Consider the following 22,145-nt stretch of genomic DNA (forward strand, 5'->3'; position numbering starts at 1 on the left):
ATGAAAACTTCCATGCTCGATACCGACATGTATTTTTTCGCTGAGTCCATCTATTTGGCAATCAAAAGGTGTGGGAGATCAAATGATAATAGGGAGAAAAGATGGTCATGCAAAGCATAGATATCAGGCAGATTGAAATATGTAAGCAAAAAGGAATTCCTATCACCGAAGATAGTTATATTTTGGATTTTGGTTGTGGAGATGGCCGTAGAGTCTATGAACTTCTGGATTCCGGATATAAAAATTCCTTTGGATTCAATAAAGGGAACTATATGGACAGAGGGACTCCCATTAAATTACGGCAGGAACAGGATCGGCAATTTTTTCGATTTACCGACAATGACACTATCCCCTTTCCTGATAGGCATTTTGATTTAATAATTTCCGATCAAGTATTTGAACATGTCTTACATCAACAAGAGGCCTTTCGTGAGATTTATCGGGTTTTAAAAGAAGGGGGAGTGAGTGTTCATGTGATACCGGCAAAATGGCAAATTATCGAGCCTCACATTTTTGTTCCTTTCGGAGGTCTCATTAAGGCATTTTTCTATTATTATTTTTGGGCCATGCTGGGAATTCGAAATAATTGGCAAAAGGGATTATCGGTCAAAGAAACGGCCAAGCGTAATACTCTATATGCTAAGGAAAATTTAAATTACCTCAGTTGTCGGGAATATCAAACGATGATGTCGGAAATTCACTTTAAATATAGTTGGGAAGAACTTGCCTATATGAAGGCGAGTTACAAACCCAATATTCAAAAATTGGCAGCCATTTCTGAAAAAGTGCCTTTAGTTTGCAGTCTTATCCGGCTATTTCATCAACGCGTGTTATACCTTCAAAAATAATATTCAGCCCTGTTTGCATGGGCAAGTATAGTCACGTATTCGAAATTGAAAAGTTTATAACAGAGGGTTTGTTACTGTGAGGGCACAATTTAGAAAAAACTCTGGCCAAAGAGAAATGCACGGGGCCGCGGCGCACTGAGGACGTGGATATGTCAGGTTTAGGGGGATGCTCCTACCGTTGGTGACCCCTTGAGAAGAATGTATTGATGTGAGGATTCAGATTCGCAGATTGTTTGACGTTCAATGGGCCAAGTGATGTCGGTTGAATCATTATAAATTTGATATGTGTGGATTTGTCGCGTTTTTACAGGATAAGCCAATTGTCGACCCGGTTCATGCCCGAGAAGCGCTCGAGACGATTGCCCACCGTGGCCCGGATGCGGAGGGGGAATGGCAGGAGCGGGACGTGTTGCTGCTTCATCGCCGGTTGTCGATCATTGATCTTGCCAACGGCTCGCAACCCATGCAAAGCCGGGATGGACGCTATATCATCGTATTTAATGGAGAAATTTACAATTTCCCTGAGTTGCGTGAACTTCTAGGTCACGAAGGGGTCCAATTCAAAACGCACTCTGATACCGAGGTCATCCTCGAAGGGTACAGCCACTGGGGTGCGAGTATTGTCGAAAAGTTAAATGGAATCTTTGCCTTTATTATCTGGGATCGTCGTCGGTCTTTGGCCTTTGGAGCGCGAGATCGTCTGGGGATCAAGCCACTTTGCTGGGCGTTACACCATGGGGCTTTGGTGGTTTCCTCAACAGTAGAACCATTTGGCGCCCTGAAGGGGTTTGATCAAATCGACCTCGTGGCTGTGCGTGATCTCCTGGCATTCGACTACATTCCTTCTCCGCGCACCATTTTTCAAGGTGTGCATAAGCTTGAGCCTGGATGCCGCTTCCAGTGGGAAATTGGCGCCGAGGCACCCTCGATTAGCCGGTACTGGAGTCCTCCCATTGGAAATCCTGCATTAGCAGCTCCCGACGAATGGGAATTGGAATCTTTGCTTGATCGAGCGGTGAAGCGGCAGATGATTAGTGATGTTCCGATCGGCGCATTTTTATCGGGAGGAATCGATTCATCTTTGCTTGTGGCCTTTATGGCCCGGTACAGTCAAAAGCCCGTTCGGACTTTTTCTTGTTCATTTACCGACAACCATGCGGATGAATCCGAAATTGCCGGCCTTGTTGCCCGTCAATTCGGCACTGACCATGTTGTGTTGCGGGCGGAAGAGGTTGGATCGGATGAACTCCTCGACCTCCTTTCCCGTCTGGATGAACCCTTTGCGGATCCTGCCTTCATACCGACCTATGCCCTATCGAAAATGACCGCTTCACATCTCCGGGTTGCGCTTTCCGGCGACGGCGGAGATGAAGTCTTCGGTGGGTATTCCAAATACCTACTCGGTGCAAGACATTGGGACGCATTGCCTCTATCCTCCCTCCTTCACCGGGTCCTACGGCTTCTTCCTTGGAGGCCACGAGGGATGCCCTCTATCTATTGGCGGACGCTGTCATCCCAGGACCTCATTCGGTGGTCATGGGCGCGATATGGGGATTTTCCTGCTTTTGGGAAGGACTTTCTGCAGGTGTTGACTTCCGCATATCAGAATTCAGCCCAAATCGAGGATTTTTTTGAACCGTGGGAAAGGCGGGCTAAACGATATGGCCGAAAATATGACCAGGATTTGCTCATGCGTACGGATCTGGAAACGTATTTAAGCGAAAATTGTCTTGTCAAGACCGATAGAGCGAGTATGTTGGCATCCTTGGAAATCAGGGTCCCCTACCTTGACGAAACAATTTTGGATCGTATCCTTCCTCTTCCTGCAAATAAAAAGATTGTCAATGGCGAACTCAAATCCCTCCTCTTACCGATTGCCAGAAGAATCCTTCCTCGTGAGGTCTGGGATAGACCCAAGCAGGGCTTTCATGTTCCTCTTGATTCCTGGCTGGGGGGAGCCTGGAGGCCTGCGGTGGAAGCTACGCTCGATTGGGGAGAAGCCAATCTTGATCTTTTTCATTACCCGTATCTCCGTCACCTTCACAAGATCAGTATCTGCGGTGGCACGATAGGGCGAGAACTGTGGAACCCGTTTGTCTTTCTGGCTTGGATGATGAAACGTTCCTGCAAAATATAGAAAGAGCCTGCCAAGTGACATAAAGGAATCGGGCTTTGACCATTCAGGCCTTGAACGAACCGGTGATGACTCGTTGGGGCCAGCACGAAAAAGTCAGTGTTAGTCCCCGGCGAAGGACCTGTGCCGGGGGGTGACACCAAAAGTTTTATCTTCAACTCAACTTTGTGAAATACCGAAAATGTTATGAAAGTCGTATTTCTGAACGACCTGATCTTTGATTATGCCAGGGGTCTGTCGGCAAGTGGTGGTGGAGCCGAACGACAGCAATGGCTTTTGGCCAGAGCCTTGGTCGCTGCCGGATGGAAGGTCACCGTCGGTGTCAGGGGTTTATTGGATTCCGGAGCGAGTTTAGCCATCGACGGTGTTAATTTCGTTGGCCTCGATAAAGGCCAAATTCTTTTATCCTGGTATCATTTTCTGAAATCGGAACAGCCAGACTGGTGGTATTGGCGATGTGCGTACCATTTGTGGGGTCCAGCTGTAGAAATAGCCAAGCTCGCAGGAGTACGCACTATTTTTGCGGCTGCCTTCGATACGGATGTCCAGGTCCGTCGCGCCCTGGTCTTTCGCTCCCGTTGGTGGCCCCTGTATGCCTGGGGACTGATGCGGGCGGATAGAATCTTTCTGCAGCATGGTGGTCAGTTTTCCGCACTTCCTGGAAAATGGAAAGGGAAAGCCCATATTGTTCCAAGCATCGCCGGTTTATCCTCAACGGTGAAACCCCATTCGAAGCGAAGAAAATATGTGGCATGGGTAGGGATGTTGCGCGAGCCCAAGCGCCCGGACCTGCTGATTGAGATTGCTCAACAGTCCTCCGATATTCAGTTTGTTGTTTGTGGAGGACCAACGACACATCGATCCCAAATTGGCTATGGTGATAATATGGTGCGAAGGCTTCGTTCATTACCAAATGTGGAATTTCTTGGGCCCATTTCTCCTGAAAAAGCGCAGGAAGTGATTCAAGAGGCAGCCATCCTGCTTTCAACCTCTGAGGGTGAAGGTTTCCCAAATACCTTCTTGCAAGCCTGGTCGAGTGGTACTCCTGTTGTCAGTTTAATGATAGATCCGGACTCGGTTATTGAGCGAGCAGGTTTGGGAGTGGTGTCTGGAAGCATTGAGACGATAGGAAAAGATTTATGCGCCCTGATGGAATCGCATCATCAACGAGAGGAAATAGGGCTGCGTGCAAGAAAACACATAGTCGAGAATCATAGTGAGGCGATCGTCGTTCGAGCATGGGCTCAGGGCGTTCACGGTCGTTGAGATGAATGGAAAAATTTAGGGGGAACTTCGGGATGATTTCCCTTGCCTTCCCCCTTCAGTCGGTGGATTGAGTAAAGATTGTGTTAGTGGAATTGAATAAATAATCATCGAAGCCGTTTTTGTAGCCTGTGTAGTCCATTCTTTGTCAAGCACCAGAGTATAATTGATGACTCGGTTTAAAAGCGTGGGAGTGAATATAGGAATCATTTTCCTGGCCATCTTTATTCTGGGAATTATTCTGGAAATTGGCTTGGCAGTTGTGCAAATCAATCAAAAGTCTCATGTAAGGCTGGTTCCGGGCAAAGGCGTGACGTATATTCCTGGTGCCTACTATCGGCACACAAAAGAAGGATTTTCACAGGGTTATTTTAATTCCCATGGATTTCGAGATTATGAGCGAACCTACGAGAAGCCGAAAGACACCTTTAGAATTCTTATCTTTGGTGATTCCTACGTAGAAGCTCTTCAGGTTTCACTTGAAGACAGCTTTCCTGCGTTACTTGAGAAAAAACTCAACGCAGGTTCCTCTACAAAAAAGGTTGAGGTGATTGCTCTTGGACAGTCGGGCTTTGGTACAGCCGATGCATATATGCGGTATGTGAATTTTGGTGTGAAGTACTCTCCCGATCTGGTTATCCTGGCGTTTCTGACCGGTAATGATTTTCGGGATAATTCCAAAGCACTTTCTCGGGAAGCATTAGCCTATTATTATGTTTTTGACGACAACGGACAATTGGTCCTGGATAGCTCCAAGTATGAGGAGTATGAACGGGGTATGATATCCCAGGTCCGTGGTTTATTTCAGAGCCTCAAGCGAAAATCCTATCTTCTCAGTTTGGTGTCTGAGCGTGTGTATTTGTTGATGCGGAAATTTGAGGAAACCCGGTTCGAACATAAATTGGCTGGAATGCCACAAGTAAATGAAAACCGGGAAATAGATCCCTTCTCCGATCTGAATATTTACCGTACCGATGTCAGTGTGCCGTGGAAAGACGCGTTCGAAATAAGCAAAAGACTGATTCTTAAATTCAAGGATACGGTAGAAGAGAATGGGGCAAAATTTGTTCTGGTAACCCTGTCTAATGCGGAGCAGGTACATCCCCGAATCGGGGAGAAACTGAACGCAAGGTATCCCGTGGTTTTTGATTACGAACGGCCTGATCGAATGCTGGAAGAATTTGCAAAGCAAAAGGGGATCATTGCTCTCAAGCTTATGCCGGAGTTTCGCGCCTATCACCTTCAAACCGGTAAGGATTTGCATGGTTTCGGATCGAGTGGGGTGGGGCACTGGAATGAGGATGGGCACCGCTTGGCGGCGGAAGAGATCTTGAAGTTTTTGCAACAACAGAATCTTGTGCCTTCAGGTGAAAAATCATCATTTTCTAGGACGTAGGGCAAAGGAATATTTAATATATTTCGCGAGCCTGATCTGTGACACCGTAGACATGGATAAACAAATGCAGAGCCATATCCCCATCTTCAGGGTCGAGAGAGACCTGTGATGAACATTCTTGTGTTGCATTCCGAGCTAGGAGTGCTTCGAGGTGGAGGGGAATACTTCACCAGAAATTTGTTTTCTGAATTCCGGAAAAGAGGGCATCACGTTTCCGTGGCCTTTGTGGCTGATTCTCAAGGAAGCTTTGCGAATCCCATGCCGGCCGGTATCGAACCCATTCCAATTCCGGGGTGGTGGTCACGGAAATTCGGACAGGAGATGCTTACAAAGGTCGGAGAGACTTTTCTGGGCAACAGCCGGTTGAAGTCCTACTGGGATCGAGGACAGGAGAGTGTTTGTTGGCGGACCATCAGGTGGCACGCTCGTCGGTTCCAACGCCGCATTGAACGTGAATTTTCTTCTCGTTGGGAGGAATTTGACGCCGTGTATGTGCATGGTGACCCATTTCTCGCAAAGGCAACTGCAATCTTACGCCCAACCGTCCTGATGTTACCGGGGCCGGTCAGTTCTGCTCTTGAGCCGGTGCTGCGCACCGTCCAGGCTGTATGCGCGCATGATGATTGTTTCAGCCGTGTGCGGGAATTTCTTGGCGATCATATTCTTGAGCTTCCCCTTGGCATTCATAGCCAGTTGTTTACTCCAGGCCCTACCCTCGTCCGTGAGGGCCTGGGATGGACGAAGGAAGACCTGGTGATGGGCTATGTTGGGCGACTGACCCATCTCAAGGGTGTTGACCTGCTTTCAGCAGCTTTTTGCCGAATGGTACATGAATTTCCCAATATGAAACTTTTGATTGTCGGCAGTGGAGAAATGGAAGAGCATTTGCGCGCCACTCTTGCCCATGCACTTGAGCGTGGAATCGTCCATATTGAGCCTGCATTGCCTCAAGAAGACCTCGCGCCTTGGTATCGCGTCCTGGATCTCATGGTGATGCCGAGTCGGTATGAAACCATGTCAAGTGCAGTCCTGGAAGCGATGGCCTGTGGAATTCCCTTCCTTGCATCCGACGTAGGAGGGAATAGCACTCTGGGCGAAAGTGGGGCGGGATGGCTATTTCGAACAGAATCCATTTCCTCGATGAAAGAGGCACTTTCAAATATTTTGGAGAATCCAACTGAAAGGAGAGTCCGGGGTGTCCTTGGCCTCAATTTTGTTCAAAAACGACACAGTTGGACGGCTAGTGCGGAACGGCTGGAGCATATCATGGAAACACGGCTGGGTGTAAAAAGGGGAATACCGTGGAAGTAGCGGTGAAATCAAAAAAATTCGGCAAAAAGAAAATGCCTACAATCCGGCATGTAACACCATGGTACGTTGAGTATGGTTTTTATGCCAGCTTGGTTTATGGGTTAATGGGGCCTATCCTGGGATTAGAAATTGACAGATTGGGTATTGTCATTTTGGCATTATTGGCATGTTTCTGTTTCTTAAGCATTGGAGAAAGGCCAGTAGACTTTTTTAAGGCACTGATTCTCCCGATCGGATTAGGATTATCATTTTTGATTATTCAAATGATGTTTCACGGGATATCTGTTCAACATGATTACGTCAAAATGTTTATCCCATGGATTCTGACCCTTATCGTTGTTCAGGCTCTTTCCTTCCGCCGAGGGTTCTTGCATCGTTTCGTTTTTTTCGCTTTGCTTATGGGTGGCCTCATGCTGCTTTTTATTGACATAAAAGAATATGGAACAGAAGGAATCACACGGTTGGCAGTTGAAAAGGGTGCGGGCCTGAGTAATTCTAATGCCCTGGCAGACTGGTTTGGCTTTTGTGCCGTCTACATGTATATGTATGGAGTCGTAGCGGAGCGTCAAGAAATCCGCCTGATTTCATGGATTCTTGCCACCGGCTGTTTGTTAGTTGTGACATTGACCGTCAGCCGGGGAGCATTGCTCGCAATTATCATTGCTATCGTTCTCGGTAGCCGGGAGATCCTTAAGCGTGGATTTCTGCCTTTGTTAATTTTGTTTCTGTTGGTATGGATCGCCTATGGGGTGGGCCTATTTGATCAGGCAATTACTTTCTACACCATGCGGGCCACGGAAGAAAGCGGACGTTTTCTTGTCTGGCCAAGAGCATTTGAAAGTTTCATGAACTCACCTTTTCGAGGGGTTGGAGTAGACGATGTTTATGTTTTTGTACCTGAGAAGGCTAAGGTTGTGACGCCGCATAATGGTTTTTTATTTATTGCGATGGCATCCGGAATCATCCCATTACTTTTCTATATGGCCTATTGGATGCAGGCCGGCTGGGCAGCCCTTTGTGCACCAATTGGAAAAATAAAGACCGCTTCATTTTATCTGCCATTGGTTGCCTATGCCTTCCTGATTTGCCTGGCCAGTAACAGCGCATTTATGAATTCCTGGGTAGTCGTTACACTTGCGGCTGCCATGACGTCGTATATTCAAACCCAATCGCCCCCGCCAAGGATAGTTATGGACAAAAATTTCAAAAGAGGCAATTTTCGGTAGTCGCTGTCATTTTCTCGTGTATCCACGATAATTCTCTCCTTTTCAATTTGAGGCCTCCCATGGTCTTCCTCAAATGAAGTGTAATTAATAACTGAAAAAATATGGGAAGACCGGAAATATATGGACGTTCAATAAACCTAGCCTGGGGTTTTAGCTTTTCCTGATGGTGTTGTTCGTGGAAATGGTATATACCGCTTCTAAAGAATGAGAGGCATGTTTTCCTATAGTAATTCAAGCGAAAGTTGTATGTTAGATAATCTTGAAACAACATTGCCGTATTCCTCGTCGAAGGCGCAGTATGAAAGATGCCGGCTCCTGTATCTTGTAGGGCAACTGCAACCAGGCGGTTTGGAGAGACAGCTTTGTTATCTGCTGCAGGGAATGAATCGTGAATTCTATAAGCCTGCAGTCGTCGTGTGGAATTTTTGTAAGGATGATGTTTATGCAAATGAGCTACGCAGGCTTGGTGTACCTATCTATTCTTTTTCAGAAGGATCAACGAGAGGATCAAAGCTCAAGGCACTTCGAACTCTTTTGGGGCGATTAAATCCTGAGGTTTTTCATTCATATAGTTTTTTTACAAACTTTGCAGCTCAATGGGCAGCCTGCGGGACCAGAACAACCCCGATCGGATCAGTGCGTAGTGATTTTTTTTGGGCAAAAAGAGAGAGTGGTTTCTTACTGGGTCGCCTAAGCGCCCGCTGGCCTTCTGCACAAATCTTCAATAGCTATAGCGCAGCAAAACAGGCGCAAGGTGCAAAGGGAATCTTTGTGCCCAAGAAAATTTTCGTGGTGCAAAATGGATTAGATGTTATACGATTTTTTGGAACATCAGTGGGCATTGCTGATGGTACAAATATACTGGGAGTGGGATCTCTTTATGCCGTGAAACGATGGGATAGGCTATTGATGGCGGTAGCTGAGATAAAACGGATGAGGGTGGAGTTTAAATTGCAGATCGCGGGGGAAGGGCCGTTACGACACGTGCTCCAGCAACAAATGGAAGGACTGGATCTTTCTGATCGTGTCAGATTTCTGGGCCATAGTCAGGATATTCCCAAATTAATGAATGATGCAAGTCTGCTTGTTCACACGGCTGATTCTGAGGGTTGTCCCAATGTCATAATGGAAGCAATGGCCTGTGGCCGGCCGGTTGTGGCGATGGATGCTGGAGATATTCCATTCCTTGTTGATAATGGGAAAACAGGATTTGTTATTAGCCAAGGAGATCATGCCAGTTTGGTTGGTCGAATTATCGAACTTCTGCAAAATCATTCCTTGCGTATTCAGATGGGTTCAGCTGCCAGGGAAAAGGCTGTACGTGAATTCGATTTGAAAAGGCTCGTCGAGAAAACTATGGAGGCCTATCAGGGTGCAGGATGGGGTGGAAATATAAAAAACTAAAAACAATATTGGATCGCCAATAAGCAGATTCTTCCAAATTCTACAATGGCCACAAGCAGTTCCTACATAAAAGGTTATGTAAACCAAAACCAGATAGATTTGAAAATTAAATTTCCTGCCAGTGTATCCCAGTTAGGACAAATGTATTTCCAATTTACTAAAGGGGCAAGTGCATGATCCGTGTTGTAGTTGTTGGGCAAATGGTTGGCCGAAATCCAGGTTATGTCACCACCCAAGGGGAGGTCCTTTCTGATGGATTGAGGGAGAAGGGTTATCCTGTAATTAGTGTTTCGGCTTTGCCCAATCGATATCTCCGTATCGGTGATATTATTAAAACACTTATTTTTCGAAAACGTGACATTGATCTTCAATGTTTGCAAGTCTATAGTGGGCCCGGATTTTTAATTGCAGATATTGCGAGTAAGATTGGAAAATTATTTGGGCAGCCAATTGTGATGGTGTTGCATGGCGGCGCCCTTCAAGAATTTATGTCTCGATTTCCTCGCTGGGCTTGCCGTGTCTTGAAAAGAGCAGATGCTCTTATTGCCCCGTCTGCGTTTCTGGCACGAGCCGTAGCTCCGTATGGATTGCATGTTCAAATCATACCGAATGTGATTAATCTTGCTTGTTATCCATATCGGCATCGTCAGGTTATCCGGCCACGCCTTTTTTGGATGAGGCAATTTCATGAAATTTATAATCCAAAAATGGCCATTCGTGTATTGGCACAGGTGAGGGGAAAGAACCCCGAGGCCGAGTTGGTCATGGCAGGTCAAGGTGGACATCTTGAGGACGAAACGAGGGAATTGGCTGAGAGGCTAGGCGTTGCAGTCGGAGTACATTTTCCAGGCTTTTTAGATATGGCGGCAAAAGCCAAAGCGGGAGATGCTGCCGACATTTTTCTTAATACTAATCATATTGACAATATGCCTGTTGCGGTGGTGGAAGCTTGTGCTATGGGGTTGCCGGTGGTCGCCACAGCGGTGGGAGGGGTGCCAGATTTATTGACGGATGAGAAGACTGGTCTCTTAGTACCCGATGATGATGCTGATGCGATGGCTGGAGCTGTAATGAGACTACTTGCTGATTCTAAGCTAACCGGGCGATTGTCTGCCCAGGGACGGAAGCTTGCGGCTCATTCATCATGGGAGGAAATATTTCCAAAATGGGAAGGGGTATTTAATAAAGTCATGGACAGCCGGAAACGGTAAGATAAATTACCTGATGCTTTCTTTTTCCTTTTCGATAAATCTATAGCGTTTCTTGTTCATTGTTCTTTAAAAGTGTTTCAAATCTGGGAAGATTTTTGCCAATAATTCTATAAGGAGATGGGTTCGGTTGTGCCCCCAGAAGCACTATGAGGGAATCGTGCGGATTAAGAGCATTCCTAATATTTTACTGTGCAGAGAGAAACCTGAGTTTCTTTGGCGCACCAAGAGTTGGCTGAGTTCCTTCCAAAGCACCAATATTATAGCCCGCTCCTTGGGGTCTAGCAGTACCTTCAAAATCCACCGTTATTTCGGCTAATGCTAATCCTGTATCGATTGCAGGACTTCCATGTTGAAGGTGAAAGTCTCGATTCGTTGGGTCGACAAAGAGCGGGTTGGTCCCATCTATGATATTGTTGGACTCAATGGTCCCGATACCGCGATTATAATAATTCAATAAATTGCCATATGAAATATTGTTTTTGATAATGGTGTTAGTGGCATCGGCAGCTGCTCCAATTTGAAGGCCATTTTGATCATTATCAAAAATGGTGTTGTTATATACTAACGCCCCTATCGAGCCATTGCCGACTTGAATTCCATGTCCGCGGTTATCATACACGAGATTGTTATAAGCCATGTTGCCAATGCCGGAAGCAAGCAGGATGCCCGCAAAAGATATTCTGCGAAGATTGTTATTGTAAACACGACAATTTCTGACAATGTTATAGTCTGGAGCATGGCCGGTAGAACTTGAATTATATATATGTACTCCATAGCCGGTTGCATTATAAATTTCGGCTCCATCAATGAGGTTATGATCAGTTGTAATGTAAAAGTTATAGGCTCCTTTTACGAGTGCTGAACTCTGCCACACATCACTATTATGATATTTTCCTCCAATAAATTCATTATACTCTGTTCCACCAGTTCCTTTTGCCAGCAATACATTATTTAGTGGAGCATTTTTTACCTCAAGATTCCGAAATCTCACATGATTCGCTCCGTTGGTCATGGATATGCCCATACCGTTTACGGTGTCTTCGTTTATGGCATCGATAATCAATCCATCAAAAATGACATATTGAATGTAAGAGTGGACGAGACCAATGGCCTGTGAGCCACCGTTTGGCTTTATAGTCACCACGTCTCCAGGGTAGGCTGCAATGATTGGAGCATTTTCCCATGATGTACCTGTGGGAATGGTGAAAAATTGGCTGTCAATTTGTTCTGCGTAAGTGCCGGACCTAATCAAAAGTGTATCTCCCGTCCGCATCGTTGTCATGCCCTTTTGGATAGTCAGGAATGGGGAAGAGTAGGCACCAGAGTTCCCATCATTACCCGTTTTGGCGACATAGTATTCAATGGCGTATGTCATGCCAGGACTGAATGATCCGGAAACAAGTAGCAAACACAAAATTATCTTTCGCCACCCTAGAGGAATGTTTCCTGTCTGTATCATGCAGCCTCCTTGTCACTGAATCTAATGCTGTTTGTCATAATCGATTCTTTTCAAAAAGCCTATCCTTGGATTGGTTCCCTTGATGGAGTTCTCTACTTAAATTTAAAAAATGCGCTGTCTTTTTGGCTCATTTCTGTGTTGTGAATTTAGATTTGGTCGTATCACGTTAGTATCGACAGTCACCTATAAAACTTAAGGTGCAAACTCATTTTTCATGGCCATTGTAAGCCGCAATTCAGAAAATTTGTTAGCCTAAACAATTAGGAATGCATTAAATGGATTTAAGGAGGGGTAGTCAATATTTATAAAAAGTAGTTGAATATCCCCTCTCAAGAGAATGAGTGTAGAAATATGTATTTCACATAAAGGCAGCCAATCAAATTGGAATATTTTATCATTGAGACCAAATGTCCATCAAAACACCAAAATTCGCAGTGAATCCAAAGGGAAAAAATTGTTATCTTTGAGAGGCATTGGACCGAATAATTTTAAGTTTCCGCTCCTTAAAAAGTTACTAGTCTCCTATTCTGAAATTTCTGGTCTGGTGTTGAGAATAATTATTTGATTTCGAATTGGTTAAATGAAATATGTTGAAGAAGCTGCATTGTAAAAACCAAGCATTTTATTGAATTGAACGGTGCTGCGATAGCCCGCTTCTCACATTCGGCCGGAGTCGAGCCGAGGGTAGTGAATCGAAGCGGTTTCATTTTTCCTAAGCTAATAAGTGGGGGCGATTGCCATCAATGGATAGAATTGAAGCATCAAATACTTTCGCTCAGTATCGGGGAAATTTGCAGGCCTGGCTACTCAGGAGGGTCCTATTTCCTGCAGGAGACCTTGTCTTTGGCCAAAATATGATGAAGCGGCTTTCTTTTTTGGAGAAAGCCCAATGGTTACCCTCTGACAAGCTTCACTCGATTCGCGATCAATCCCTGCGCGAACTGGTAAAAGTGGCGTATGACGAAGTGCCGTTTTACCGTGAAATAATGGATAAGGCTTCGGTGCAACCGGCAGACATTCGTAAAGCAGCGGATCTCGGGCAATTGCCTATTGTTACGAAACCCATGCTTCGGCATGCGTTTCCCGACCGTGTGACCAGGAGTACGGGTAAAAAAGTCTATGAGTCTCGGTCTTCCGGATCTACCGGTGCCAATTTTACGGTGCTGTTGGACCATGAGACTGAAGGGTTGTTCCAGGCCTCCTTTCTCCTCGCATTGGAATGGGCAGGTTGGAATATGGGAGAACCGCATCTCCAAACTGGTATGACTTTGAAACGAGATTTTCCTAGAAGAATGAAAGATGCTCTGCTGAATTGCCATTATGTCCCGGCTCACGACTTGAGCGATTCCCATCTTGATCAGTGTCTCCAGATCCTAGAACGATATTCTCTAAGGCATCTCTGGGGTTATCCGGGAAGTCTGTATTATTTGGCACGGAGAGCTATGGAATGCGGGTGGAATCGACCGATGCGATCAATCGTCACCTGGGGGGATACTCTCTACACTCATTATCGCAACACGATTGAGAAGGCTTTTAAGACTCGAGTCGTGGATACGTATGGATGCTCTGAAGGCATGAATATTTCTGCGCAATGCGGAGTAGGCAGCTCTTATCATCTTCACACTTTGGACGTGATTGTGGAATATCTGGATGATAGTGGAGTACCGGTTTCTCCAAGGCAATCCGGAAATATCATTGTGACCAGACTGCATCCAGGTCCCATGCCATTGATACGGTATAAGGTGGGCGATGTCGGTATTGCCGGAGACCCACGCATGTGCGCATGCGGCCGTGGGTATGATGTTATGCAATCTATCCAGGGTAGGGATACCGATATTGTTATTACCCCATCAGGAAATAGGTTGATTGTTCATTTTTTTACAGGCGTTCTTGAGCATTTTGAGGAGATAGACTCATTTCAAGTAATTCAGGAAAAACTCGATTCTATAGTGGTACGGATAGTTCCCGCTGGGGAGTTTTCTATCGCGACAAGACGCAGGATAGTTGAATCACTCAAGGAAAAGGGTGCCGATCTGAATATCGAATTGGAATTGGTCCAAGATATGCCACTTCCGCCATCTGGGAAGCGCCGATTTATTATTAGTCACTTAGGCAGACCTCCTGATTCGCACTTTCCAACTTTGGAAACGTGACGACAATTGATAGTGGCCAGTATAAATTGGGAATCATTTTGTCGTTCAAATCGAACAAGGACAACACGGGAATCCCAACGGATGTCATGCGAGGTATTAAAGCGGTCTTAATGGGCAGGGAGTATTGGTCCTTCTAATTTATGATTTCTGATGGCTGTCATATGAAATTTTGAGAATTCATAAAAGGCAGTTGATGGAGTGGTTAATCAAGCAAGACCAGCAGATTGCGTTGGGTTAATAGTTTCCCCCACAACCAGGCTAACAGATTGGCCAGGGTCCAGCCAAAGCGAGAGAACAACTGCAGCTACCATAGCAAGAGGCTGGCCATCAATGCTGTCCAGATCTGGGCCTTCACGGCATTACCGGACGTGCCCATAAATCCCGCCTTCATGCCTGCTGCCTAGCCGATCATTTTAGCCGGGTTTTGCGACTTCTTACGTAAAAAATTGCTATTTAAGCTGAAAGGAGTAAAATATTGGCACATTCCCCCAAAAGGCTTCCACTGAGGAGGCACCTATGCGACTGGATAAGATTGAACGTCCACCCCTTGAGGCCGCTATCCACCGGCTTTACACCATTTGCATTGGCCAATATGTGGCTAACCGATTGACCAAGCAACGTCTAAAATTGCTTTGGTATGCCCCAGGGTACTGGCCGATTCTGTTCCTTCCAAACCTATCACTCCTGCGAAAATTTTGGCTGCTCGCACGGCTCCTCCGAATCGATTGGAAGGTCCTCCATGGTCACACCCCATATGAATGTGCCATGGTCTGCCGTGCCTTGGCCGAACGTCCTAGTCAGCTTGGAGAAACGATGATTGAGTCGGGCTGTTGGGAAGGGGGGAGTTCGGCAAAGTGGAGTCTCATGTGTCAGGTCATGGGATATCACCTGATCATCTATGATTCCTTTGAAGGAGTGGAAGTTGCGGCTTCCCCTGTTGGCGAATATGACTACTCAGGGGAATATGCCGCTCAAGAAGAGGTGGTATGGCAAAATCTTAAACGATATGGGGCACCTGATAGCTGCCGCACTGTGAAAGGGTGGTTTTGTGAAACCATGGGGGCAGGAAAAATTATCAATCAGGTTCGCCTAGCCTACATTGATTGTGACACTGCCAAAGGGACTAAGGAAGCATTAACCGGTATCATTCCTGCTATGACCAAAGATTGTGTTATTTTTTCACAAGACTGTCACATCCCGTCTGTTCTCAGGTTTCTCACCAATCCTTCGACCTGGAAGGATTTTAAAATCCCCATTCCCAGGATGCAGCGATTGGAACGTCGGTTGGTCCGCTTGGAAATGGGCATTCCCTGATTTCGTGCACAAGGATCTGTTCCGCTACCACAAGAAAATTTGTATGCGGAGGAGAGCAAGTCTGGTTGGGTTTGGGATTGTAAGGACCGGCGTATCTTTCACAATCAAACTCTCGCTAAACAATTCCATTTTTTGGATATTTGTATTCAAGACGGTCGGACTATCCTCCAAATAGGCGAGATGGAGGGTCTTGCCCATTGGGGTTGGGGTCTCAAGCCTGGAGAGAATCTTTTAGTTGAAAAAGACTATGGGGATACAGAAATGGTCCCCGATATTTAGACAGCTCGGTAAATAAAATTTCTGCCGGTCATTAGACTGCCTTGTTTGCCTCAGGATTGGCAAATACACTCCATCGGGCGTTTGGCGGTTCATTGCCGGGTGGGGGCACTTTGTATTATGAAACTGAAACGGGGGGAGTGAGTTTCGCGTGGCGTACCGCCGGACTGTCATTGGCCTGTAAATATCCATTCTTGTATTTCACGTTGCGCCACAGGCCCTCGATAAAGACATTATCAGCCCACCGATCCTTGCCATCCATAGTGATCTTCACCCTACAGGCTTTGGGGATCGCTGGGAAAATCTCATTGGTGTATTGGGCGCCCTGATCTGTTTTAAAGGTGTCTGTGGCTCCGTAGCGCAGGAAAGCTTCTTTGAAGGTTTTCACGTAGGCGTTGGGCTCAAGGGTGTTTGAGATCTGCCAGGCCGGTACTCGGCGTGAATGCCAGTCCATGATCATGGTCAAATACATGAATCTTTTGGCCATTGAGTATAATTGATGTCGCTGGCCCAGACCTGGTTCGGACGCGCGATGTTGAGTTATTTCAATAAATAGGGATAGATTTACGACCTTTTGCCGACTTGACTCGCACGTGGCTTCGGGTAGATCGCCCGGAATCATATCTGCCGCATCAAGTGTTGTGTGCGTTTGCGATTGACCCGCTGTCCTAGACGCAGGAAGTGATCACACGGGCTGCCATAGAACGGCCTCTTGAAATAGAGTTCATCGATTGGTCGCTGAGTCTTCAATGCACCCTGGGGCCTAGCATACGCACAGAGCCTTCAAGATTGTTTAAAGACTCATCGAGTCAAATCTATCACATCCAACTCGGCCGCCCCACGCAGAATGCTTTTAGCGAGGGGTTCAATGTAACTATCGGAATGAAATGCTCAATCTCTATGTATTTCGAATTTTGGAAGACGTGCAAGAGTTCACGGACAATTGAATAAGAACCTACATGAACTTCGCTCTCACCAGGCCTTGCAGGGAGCAGCTGCATGCATCTATCACAACTCCACTACAGAAAAATCCATGTTCCCGCTGCCCGCGTGATGAGGAAGCTTACACATTGAGGACCGGTTTACCTGTTTTGGAGAGCAATGACATACTAAATAAGTATCAACCGGCTTAGCAGGGCGGTTGGTTGTGGAGGATGACCATTGGCTGTTCCGAGGCAAGTGTGGAGTCCTACTTTCGTCAGACATTTTTACGTGATTTGGTTCATCGGAACGGACGGTCCCCTAAAGCCAGGATCTTATATTTTCTGGGTGGGGCTGCCGCCATTTTCGCCGCCGGGGGATTTGTCCCCGGCGGCACTCTTCTGCGATTGAAAGCATAGGCTCATGGGGTTGTTCAGCCCCTTGACTGGATTTGAGCCCAGCTTAGCCATCTCATTGGCTCAATTTTCTTGAGCCACCTTTTTTTCATTCTCATTGGGTCACATAATTGGGAACATTGTTATAGGCCGTATTATTCGTGATGGAATTATTCGGTCCACTGCTAAGAATGCCCGCGCCGGTATGGTTATATACCGTGTTATTGCGCACGATCGAGTTTCGGGGCTGGCCATCTATCAGTGAGATTCCCCGTATTTGGTCGTGCACTTCGTTATTTTCAATGAGATTGCCATCTCCTCCGATTGTGATGCCACCGCTACCTCCAAAACCCAGTCCGTTTCGGTAAGCCTTGTTATTTCTGAGGATATTGAAATTACTCTTGTAGGTATGTCCATCGTAGATTTGTATGCCCCATTTATAATTATCATGGAGCTCGCACCCATCAATGAGATTATTGGAGGTTTCTATATACATGCCGTGGCCTTTTCCACTTTTCCCCGTGTCATGGATATGCAAATTGCGAAATTCATTATGCGTGGACCCGCCATTGTGCCAGGTTATCTGAACCCCATTGACCTGTGGATTTTTAATTTCAAGGTTTTGGAATCGGATATGGTGCGATCCTCCTGTGAGGGAAATAGCAGTTGTCTCCCCCGTCGCATCGATATTAATGCCATCGAAAATCACATACTGAGTCGGCGGGGAGGCGGTCCCGATATCGAGTACTCCCCTGAGGGTGACGGTTTCGCCATTATAGGCGGCCACTTTCACCGGAGTATTCCATGAAGTTCCGACGGGAAATTTGGTGCCGGTGTGCGTTTGAAGGTATTCCGAGTAGATCCCTCCGCGGATAAACAAGGTATTGCCAGGCTGAAGAACCCCGAGCCCCCGTTTGATAGTGCGGAAGGGGGACGATTGGGTGCCTGGGTTGACATCGTTCCCGGACGTGGACACAAAAAAGGCTGATCCACTCGGGGTGGGGCTGGGATTGCTTGTATTAGGCGCGGTGGGGGTCGAGGGGGTAGGACTTGGGCTGCTGGTGCTGGTGCCGCCAGTTCCGGTTTTTTCATTATATTGGATATCGGTTGAAGACCATGAGCCGTCGGTGTAGCGCCATTGGAGGCGGACCCACACCGGCACCCCGTTGGTAGGGAGTCCGGAAACTGTATGCGCCAGGGTTTCGCTCGGCAGGTTGCCGCTATTATATACGTCGGATTCGCCGGCGCTCAGACCGACGCGCAGGGACCAGGCCGTGAGAGCGGCGCCATTGGCCGTCCAGGTGAAGGTGGCGGTATTACCGGGGAGCGTTGAACCGGCTGATGGTGTCAGGAGTTTGGGTCCCACATTGTCAACTCCTCTTGATGTCCTGCTGTTGGTTCCTGTATCGATGACCCCCGGATAACCGACTGAGGTGATGACAAGACCCTTCATTTTCCATACACTCACCACACCAGTGGTGCTATTGCGCCAGATTATATCCGCTTTGCCATCGGCATCCGTATCGCCCACTTGCGCAATGACCCAGTTCGTCGGGACTCCGTCTAAAAAGCCGGACGAAGCAACGGAGATACCATTCATCAACCAGACGGAGACTGCCCCGTTTAAAATATTGCGCCAAACAAAGTCTGATTTTCCATCGCCGTCCACATCTCCGGTGCCGGCAATTTCCCAATCGGGAGGCGTACTCCCCGGAAATCCCGTTGAGATTATGTTTAGCCCATTCATTAGCCATACCGCAATTGTGCCCGTGGTGCCATGTCGCCAGATGACATCCCCTTTACCATCGGCATTCATATCGGCCACTCCGGCAATTTGCCAGTCTAAAGGGACCCCGGCTGGAATTCCGGATGAGACAATTTTACTTCCATTCATTAACCACATTGAAACCTCGCCAGTGTTTGTATTGCGCCAAACAAGGTCCGTCCTGGCGTCACCGTTTAGGTCACCGACTGCATGAATGGCCCATTCCATCGATGCGCTGCCGGGAAAGCCGGTTGACTTAATAGTCAATCCATCCATCATCCAGACTGCTACTCCCCCGCTGGCGCTATTACGCCAAATGATATCCGCCCGGTTATCTGCATTCACATCGCCCATACCAACCATCTGCCACTCTGACGGAATTGTGGGCAGGAGGCCGTTTGAGGCAATCGTCTCTCCATTCATCAACCACGCTGAGACAATGCCACTACTCGAATTTCGCCAAAGAAGATCGGCCTTGGCATCCCCATTCAAATCATATGGGGGTGAATGTTGAATGGCATGTGTCGAAGTCAATCCTGAAAACATCCACAGAAAGACACTCAGGAGAATTGCCATTCCATGTTTAGGTGATATGTTTCTTATCTTTTTTATCATTTTTTTTCCAATTCAAATCAACAGGACGAGTCGCAATTGGTCCCCTGGTTTGGAGGGATTGTCAGTATAAAATTGTGGGTTCAATATAAAAAAACTGGAGATTTTATGAATGTGTTAAAGAAACTGAGGTGTTGATTAGAATGAAATGTAGTTTCTTTAGTTGAAACATTCCCGTTTAAGATATGAAGAAATACCCTTCAGAAAAAGTTAAAGAACCTTTTGTTTGAAAATTGCTTGAGCGTTACTACTATTTAAAACAGTTCCTGCATTATTTTTGTTCCTAGCTGGCAACAGGACCATCCGGTCCTGTTGCCCCGCTATTTATAGGAAAGCTATGTTTTTACCATTCATAGGCCCCGATATCGGACCGATTGCCCTGTGGCCTTCTTCTTCCCTCACGGTCGGTGGGCACGGCGCTAAGGGTCGTGCCCGTATCAATGGCCGCACTACCCGATTGCAGATGAAAATCGCCGGCGCTAGCGTTCTTAAAGGAGGGATTGGAGGTCAGGTTATTGCTGATGCTTGTCCCGCTTCCCCGATTATCCATGTTGACATAGTTTCCGTAACTAATGTTGTTGATCACGTCGGCACCTTGAGAGCCAGGCTCTATCAATATGCCATAGCCCGTATTGCCATAGATTGTGTTATGGAAGACGCCGGAATTGACCGGATTCCGATAGGAATGGACATTAATCCCGGTGTAGTTCTTCCACACCACATTGTTATAGGCAATATTGTTGTCGCCGGAGCCCATTGTGATACCCCCGCCCTGGCTATAATTAATGCCATTGTGATGGATGAGGTTATTGCGATAGGTATTATTATTCGCTTTGGGTTCCGAGTTATCTCCCGCGAAATTATGAATGCCCCAGGCGACATTATCATGGATATGACACCCATCGATCAGGTTCCTGGAGGTCTTAATATAAAAGCCATGATCCACATTTTTCGTCCTGCCATTATGATGAACATCTAGGTTGATAAATTCATAGAAGGTATCTGCAAAGGATGTAGTATTGTGGAAGTTGGTAGCAATTCCCCATCTCCCGGCATTCTTCACCTCGCCATTTTGAAACCGGATGTGATGTGTATTGCCAGTGAGAGAAATGCCGGTTTCCTCTCCGTTGGCATTGATGCGGATGCCATCAAAAATCAGATACTGAATTGCTGGGGAGGACTGGGCAAGATCGATACTGCCGACTAGATTCACGGTCTCGCCGTTGAAAGCGGCTATCGTGATGGGTGAGCTCCAGGAATTACCCGAAGGAAAGCGGGTTCCGTTCCAGCTATGCAAAAATTCCTGATAAGTCCCGCCCCGGATAAATAAGGTATTGCCAGGCTGAAGAACCCCGAGTCCCCGTTTGATAGTGCGGAAGGGGGCGGATTGGGTGCCTGGGTTGGCATCGTTCCCGGACGTGGACACATAAAAGGCCGATCCACTAGGAGTGGTGCTGGTGCTGGTATTGGTGGGACTGGGACTGGTGGGAGTCGGATCGCTGGTACTGGTGCTGCCTGTGCCGCTCTTGTATTGCACATCGGTTGAGGACCATGAGCCGTCGGTATAGCGCCATTGGAGGCGGACCCACACCGGCAACCCGTTGGTAGGGAGCCCGGAGACCGTACGCGCCAGAGTTCCACTCGGCAGGTTGCCGCTATTATACACGTCAGAGTCGCCGGCGCTCAGGCCGACGCGCAGGGACCAGTCGGTGAGAGCGGCGCCATTGGCCGTCCAGGTGAAGGTGGCGGTACTGCCGGGGAGCGTTGAGCCCGCTGATGGTGTCAGGAGAGCGGGGCGCCCACTGCCATTGTTGCTGGTGGTGCTGGCACTCGCGGTACTGACGGTACTGGTGCTACTCGTACTACTCGTACTTCCCGAACCTGTATTGGCAGTGTATTGAACGTCAGTTGAGGACCAGAGGCCATTGGTGTAGCGCCACTGCAACCGCACCCACACGGTCGATCCGTTGGTGGGGATCCCGACAGCGGTTTGAGCCAGGGTCCCGCTTGGGAGGTTGCCGCTGTTGTAGAGCGAAGAATCACCTTGTTTGGTGCCGATGCGCAAGGACCAATCGGTGAGAGATTCGCCATTGGCCGTCCACGTGAAGGTGGCGGTGCTGCCGGGTAAGGTCGAACCGGCTATGGGCGACAGGAGTTTGGGGGCGGCACTGGCCGAGGTGGTTGTTCCAAAGATTAGGAAACACACACTTAGTACAAGGAATGTCCCTGCTTTTGATAATACGTTCATTAGGTTCTTCCTTCCAGTTAATACGAAGGCACGTTGACAAATGGCACACACGATCGGGCTCTATTGTTCGATCATCTGTGCACCGAAAAAGCCGAATTAAAATACGGAATAAATGCGGGGGAAAACTGTGTAAGAATTGAATGAAATAGGTAGGAAAAAATCTACGGATATTCTAATAATGGATTTCTGATTGCAGACATAATAAATCT

Annotated in this window: 15 protein-coding genes; 11 read left to right on the forward strand and 4 right to left on the reverse strand. The window is 47.2% G+C overall.

The window, feature by feature from the left end:
- The first annotated feature begins 101 nt into the window (after window positions 1-101).
- From H6750_14705 to H6750_14740, 8 genes are all read left to right on the forward strand, one after another.
- Window positions 102-848: a class I SAM-dependent methyltransferase gene (locus H6750_14705; protein ID MCB9775558.1), complete on the forward strand. Its 747-nt coding sequence runs from the start codon at window positions 102-104 to the stop codon at window positions 846-848.
- A gap of 262 nt (window positions 849-1,110) precedes the next feature.
- Complete coding sequence (gene asnB / locus H6750_14710; GenBank protein ID MCB9775559.1) at window positions 1,111-2,985, forward strand: asparagine synthase (glutamine-hydrolyzing); 1,875 nt, start codon at window positions 1,111-1,113, stop codon at window positions 2,983-2,985.
- 183 nt (window positions 2,986-3,168) lie between these two features.
- Complete coding sequence (locus tag H6750_14715) at window positions 3,169-4,248, forward strand: glycosyltransferase family 4 protein (protein MCB9775560.1); 1,080 nt, start codon at window positions 3,169-3,171, stop codon at window positions 4,246-4,248.
- A gap of 166 nt (window positions 4,249-4,414) precedes the next feature.
- Complete coding sequence (locus H6750_14720) at window positions 4,415-5,641, forward strand: hypothetical protein (GenBank protein MCB9775561.1); 1,227 nt, start codon at window positions 4,415-4,417, stop codon at window positions 5,639-5,641.
- Between the two features lie 108 nt (window positions 5,642-5,749).
- The gene (locus H6750_14725; GenBank protein ID MCB9775562.1) at window positions 5,750-6,952 is read left to right on the forward strand and encodes a glycosyltransferase family 4 protein; all 1,203 of its coding nucleotides are present in this window, start codon (window positions 5,750-5,752) and stop codon (window positions 6,950-6,952) included.
- Complete coding sequence (locus H6750_14730) at window positions 6,943-8,178, forward strand: O-antigen ligase family protein (GenBank protein ID MCB9775563.1); 1,236 nt, start codon at window positions 6,943-6,945, stop codon at window positions 8,176-8,178. Before H6750_14725 ends, H6750_14730 begins: the two co-directional genes overlap by 10 nt.
- 246 nt (window positions 8,179-8,424) lie before the next feature.
- Complete coding sequence (locus tag H6750_14735) at window positions 8,425-9,582, forward strand: glycosyltransferase family 4 protein (GenBank protein ID MCB9775564.1); 1,158 nt, start codon at window positions 8,425-8,427, stop codon at window positions 9,580-9,582.
- Window positions 9,583-9,755: 173 nt separating this feature from the next.
- On the forward strand, window positions 9,756-10,793 hold the full coding sequence (locus H6750_14740; protein ID MCB9775565.1) for a glycosyltransferase family 4 protein: 1,038 nt from the start codon (window positions 9,756-9,758) through the stop codon (window positions 10,791-10,793).
- Between the two features lie 184 nt (window positions 10,794-10,977).
- Here H6750_14740 and H6750_14745 read toward each other — a convergent pair whose 3' ends face one another.
- Complete coding sequence (locus tag H6750_14745; protein ID MCB9775566.1) at window positions 10,978-12,252, reverse strand: right-handed parallel beta-helix repeat-containing protein; 1,275 nt, start codon at window positions 12,250-12,252, stop codon at window positions 10,978-10,980.
- Between the two features lie 743 nt (window positions 12,253-12,995).
- Here H6750_14745 and H6750_14750 point away from each other — a divergent pair.
- A complete protein-coding gene (locus tag H6750_14750; GenBank protein ID MCB9775567.1) occupies window positions 12,996-14,405 on the forward strand; it encodes a phenylacetate--CoA ligase family protein in 1,410 nt (469 codons plus the stop codon).
- Window positions 14,406-14,921: 516 nt separating this feature from the next.
- Window positions 14,922-15,719, forward strand: a complete 798-nt coding sequence (locus tag H6750_14755) for a hypothetical protein (protein ID MCB9775568.1) — start codon at window positions 14,922-14,924, stop codon at window positions 15,717-15,719.
- Window positions 15,720-16,113: 394 nt separating this feature from the next.
- Here the strand turns inward: H6750_14755 and H6750_14760 are convergent, their stop codons facing one another.
- Complete coding sequence (locus H6750_14760) at window positions 16,114-16,467, reverse strand: DDE-type integrase/transposase/recombinase (GenBank protein ID MCB9775569.1); 354 nt, start codon at window positions 16,465-16,467, stop codon at window positions 16,114-16,116.
- Between the two features lie 682 nt (window positions 16,468-17,149).
- On the opposite strand from H6750_14760, the gene H6750_14765 reads away from it, so the two are divergent.
- Window positions 17,150-17,335, forward strand: coding sequence for a hypothetical protein (locus H6750_14765; GenBank protein ID MCB9775570.1), 186 nt, complete (start codon window positions 17,150-17,152; stop codon window positions 17,333-17,335).
- A gap of 91 nt (window positions 17,336-17,426) precedes the next feature.
- Here the strand turns inward: H6750_14765 and H6750_14770 are convergent, their stop codons facing one another.
- Both H6750_14770 and H6750_14775 read right to left on the reverse strand, forming a co-directional pair.
- Window positions 17,427-19,610, reverse strand: coding sequence for a VCBS repeat-containing protein (locus tag H6750_14770; protein ID MCB9775571.1), 2,184 nt, complete (start codon window positions 19,608-19,610; stop codon window positions 17,427-17,429).
- Between the two features lie 421 nt (window positions 19,611-20,031).
- Window positions 20,032-21,936, reverse strand: a complete 1,905-nt coding sequence (locus tag H6750_14775; protein MCB9775572.1) for a right-handed parallel beta-helix repeat-containing protein — start codon at window positions 21,934-21,936, stop codon at window positions 20,032-20,034.
- Window positions 21,937-22,145 lie beyond the last annotated feature (209 nt).

Source organism: Nitrospiraceae bacterium (assembly GCA_020632595.1).
In the GTDB taxonomy this organism is placed as follows: domain Bacteria; phylum Nitrospirota; class Nitrospiria; order Nitrospirales; family UBA8639; genus Nitrospira_E.

What these genes read in the sequence shown, in the direction of transcription:
- H6750_14705 (MCB9775558.1), top strand. Translation starts at nt 102, where the DNA reads ATGGTCATGCAAAGCATAGATATCAGGCAGATTGAAATATGTAAGCAA.
- H6750_14715 (MCB9775560.1), top strand. Translation starts at nt 3,169, where the DNA reads ATGAAAGTCGTATTTCTGAACGACCTGATCTTTGATTATGCCAGGGGT.
- H6750_14720 (MCB9775561.1), top strand. Translation starts at nt 4,415, where the DNA reads ATGACTCGGTTTAAAAGCGTGGGAGTGAATATAGGAATCATTTTCCTG.
- H6750_14725 (MCB9775562.1), top strand. Translation starts at nt 5,750, where the DNA reads ATGAACATTCTTGTGTTGCATTCCGAGCTAGGAGTGCTTCGAGGTGGA.
- H6750_14735 (MCB9775564.1), top strand. Translation starts at nt 8,425, where the DNA reads ATGTTAGATAATCTTGAAACAACATTGCCGTATTCCTCGTCGAAGGCG.
- H6750_14740 (MCB9775565.1), top strand. Translation starts at nt 9,756, where the DNA reads ATGATCCGTGTTGTAGTTGTTGGGCAAATGGTTGGCCGAAATCCAGGT.
- H6750_14745 (MCB9775566.1), bottom strand. Translation starts at nt 12,252, where the DNA reads ATGATACAGACAGGAAACATTCCTCTAGGGTGGCGAAAGATAATTTTG.
- H6750_14750 (MCB9775567.1), top strand. Translation starts at nt 12,996, where the DNA reads ATGGATAGAATTGAAGCATCAAATACTTTCGCTCAGTATCGGGGAAAT.
- H6750_14755 (MCB9775568.1), top strand. Translation starts at nt 14,922, where the DNA reads ATGCGACTGGATAAGATTGAACGTCCACCCCTTGAGGCCGCTATCCAC.
- H6750_14760 (MCB9775569.1), bottom strand. Translation starts at nt 16,467, where the DNA reads ATGTATTTGACCATGATCATGGACTGGCATTCACGCCGAGTACCGGCC.
- H6750_14765 (MCB9775570.1), top strand. Translation starts at nt 17,150, where the DNA reads ATGACCATTGGCTGTTCCGAGGCAAGTGTGGAGTCCTACTTTCGTCAG.
- H6750_14775 (MCB9775572.1), bottom strand. Translation starts at nt 21,936, where the DNA reads ATGAACGTATTATCAAAAGCAGGGACATTCCTTGTACTAAGTGTGTGT.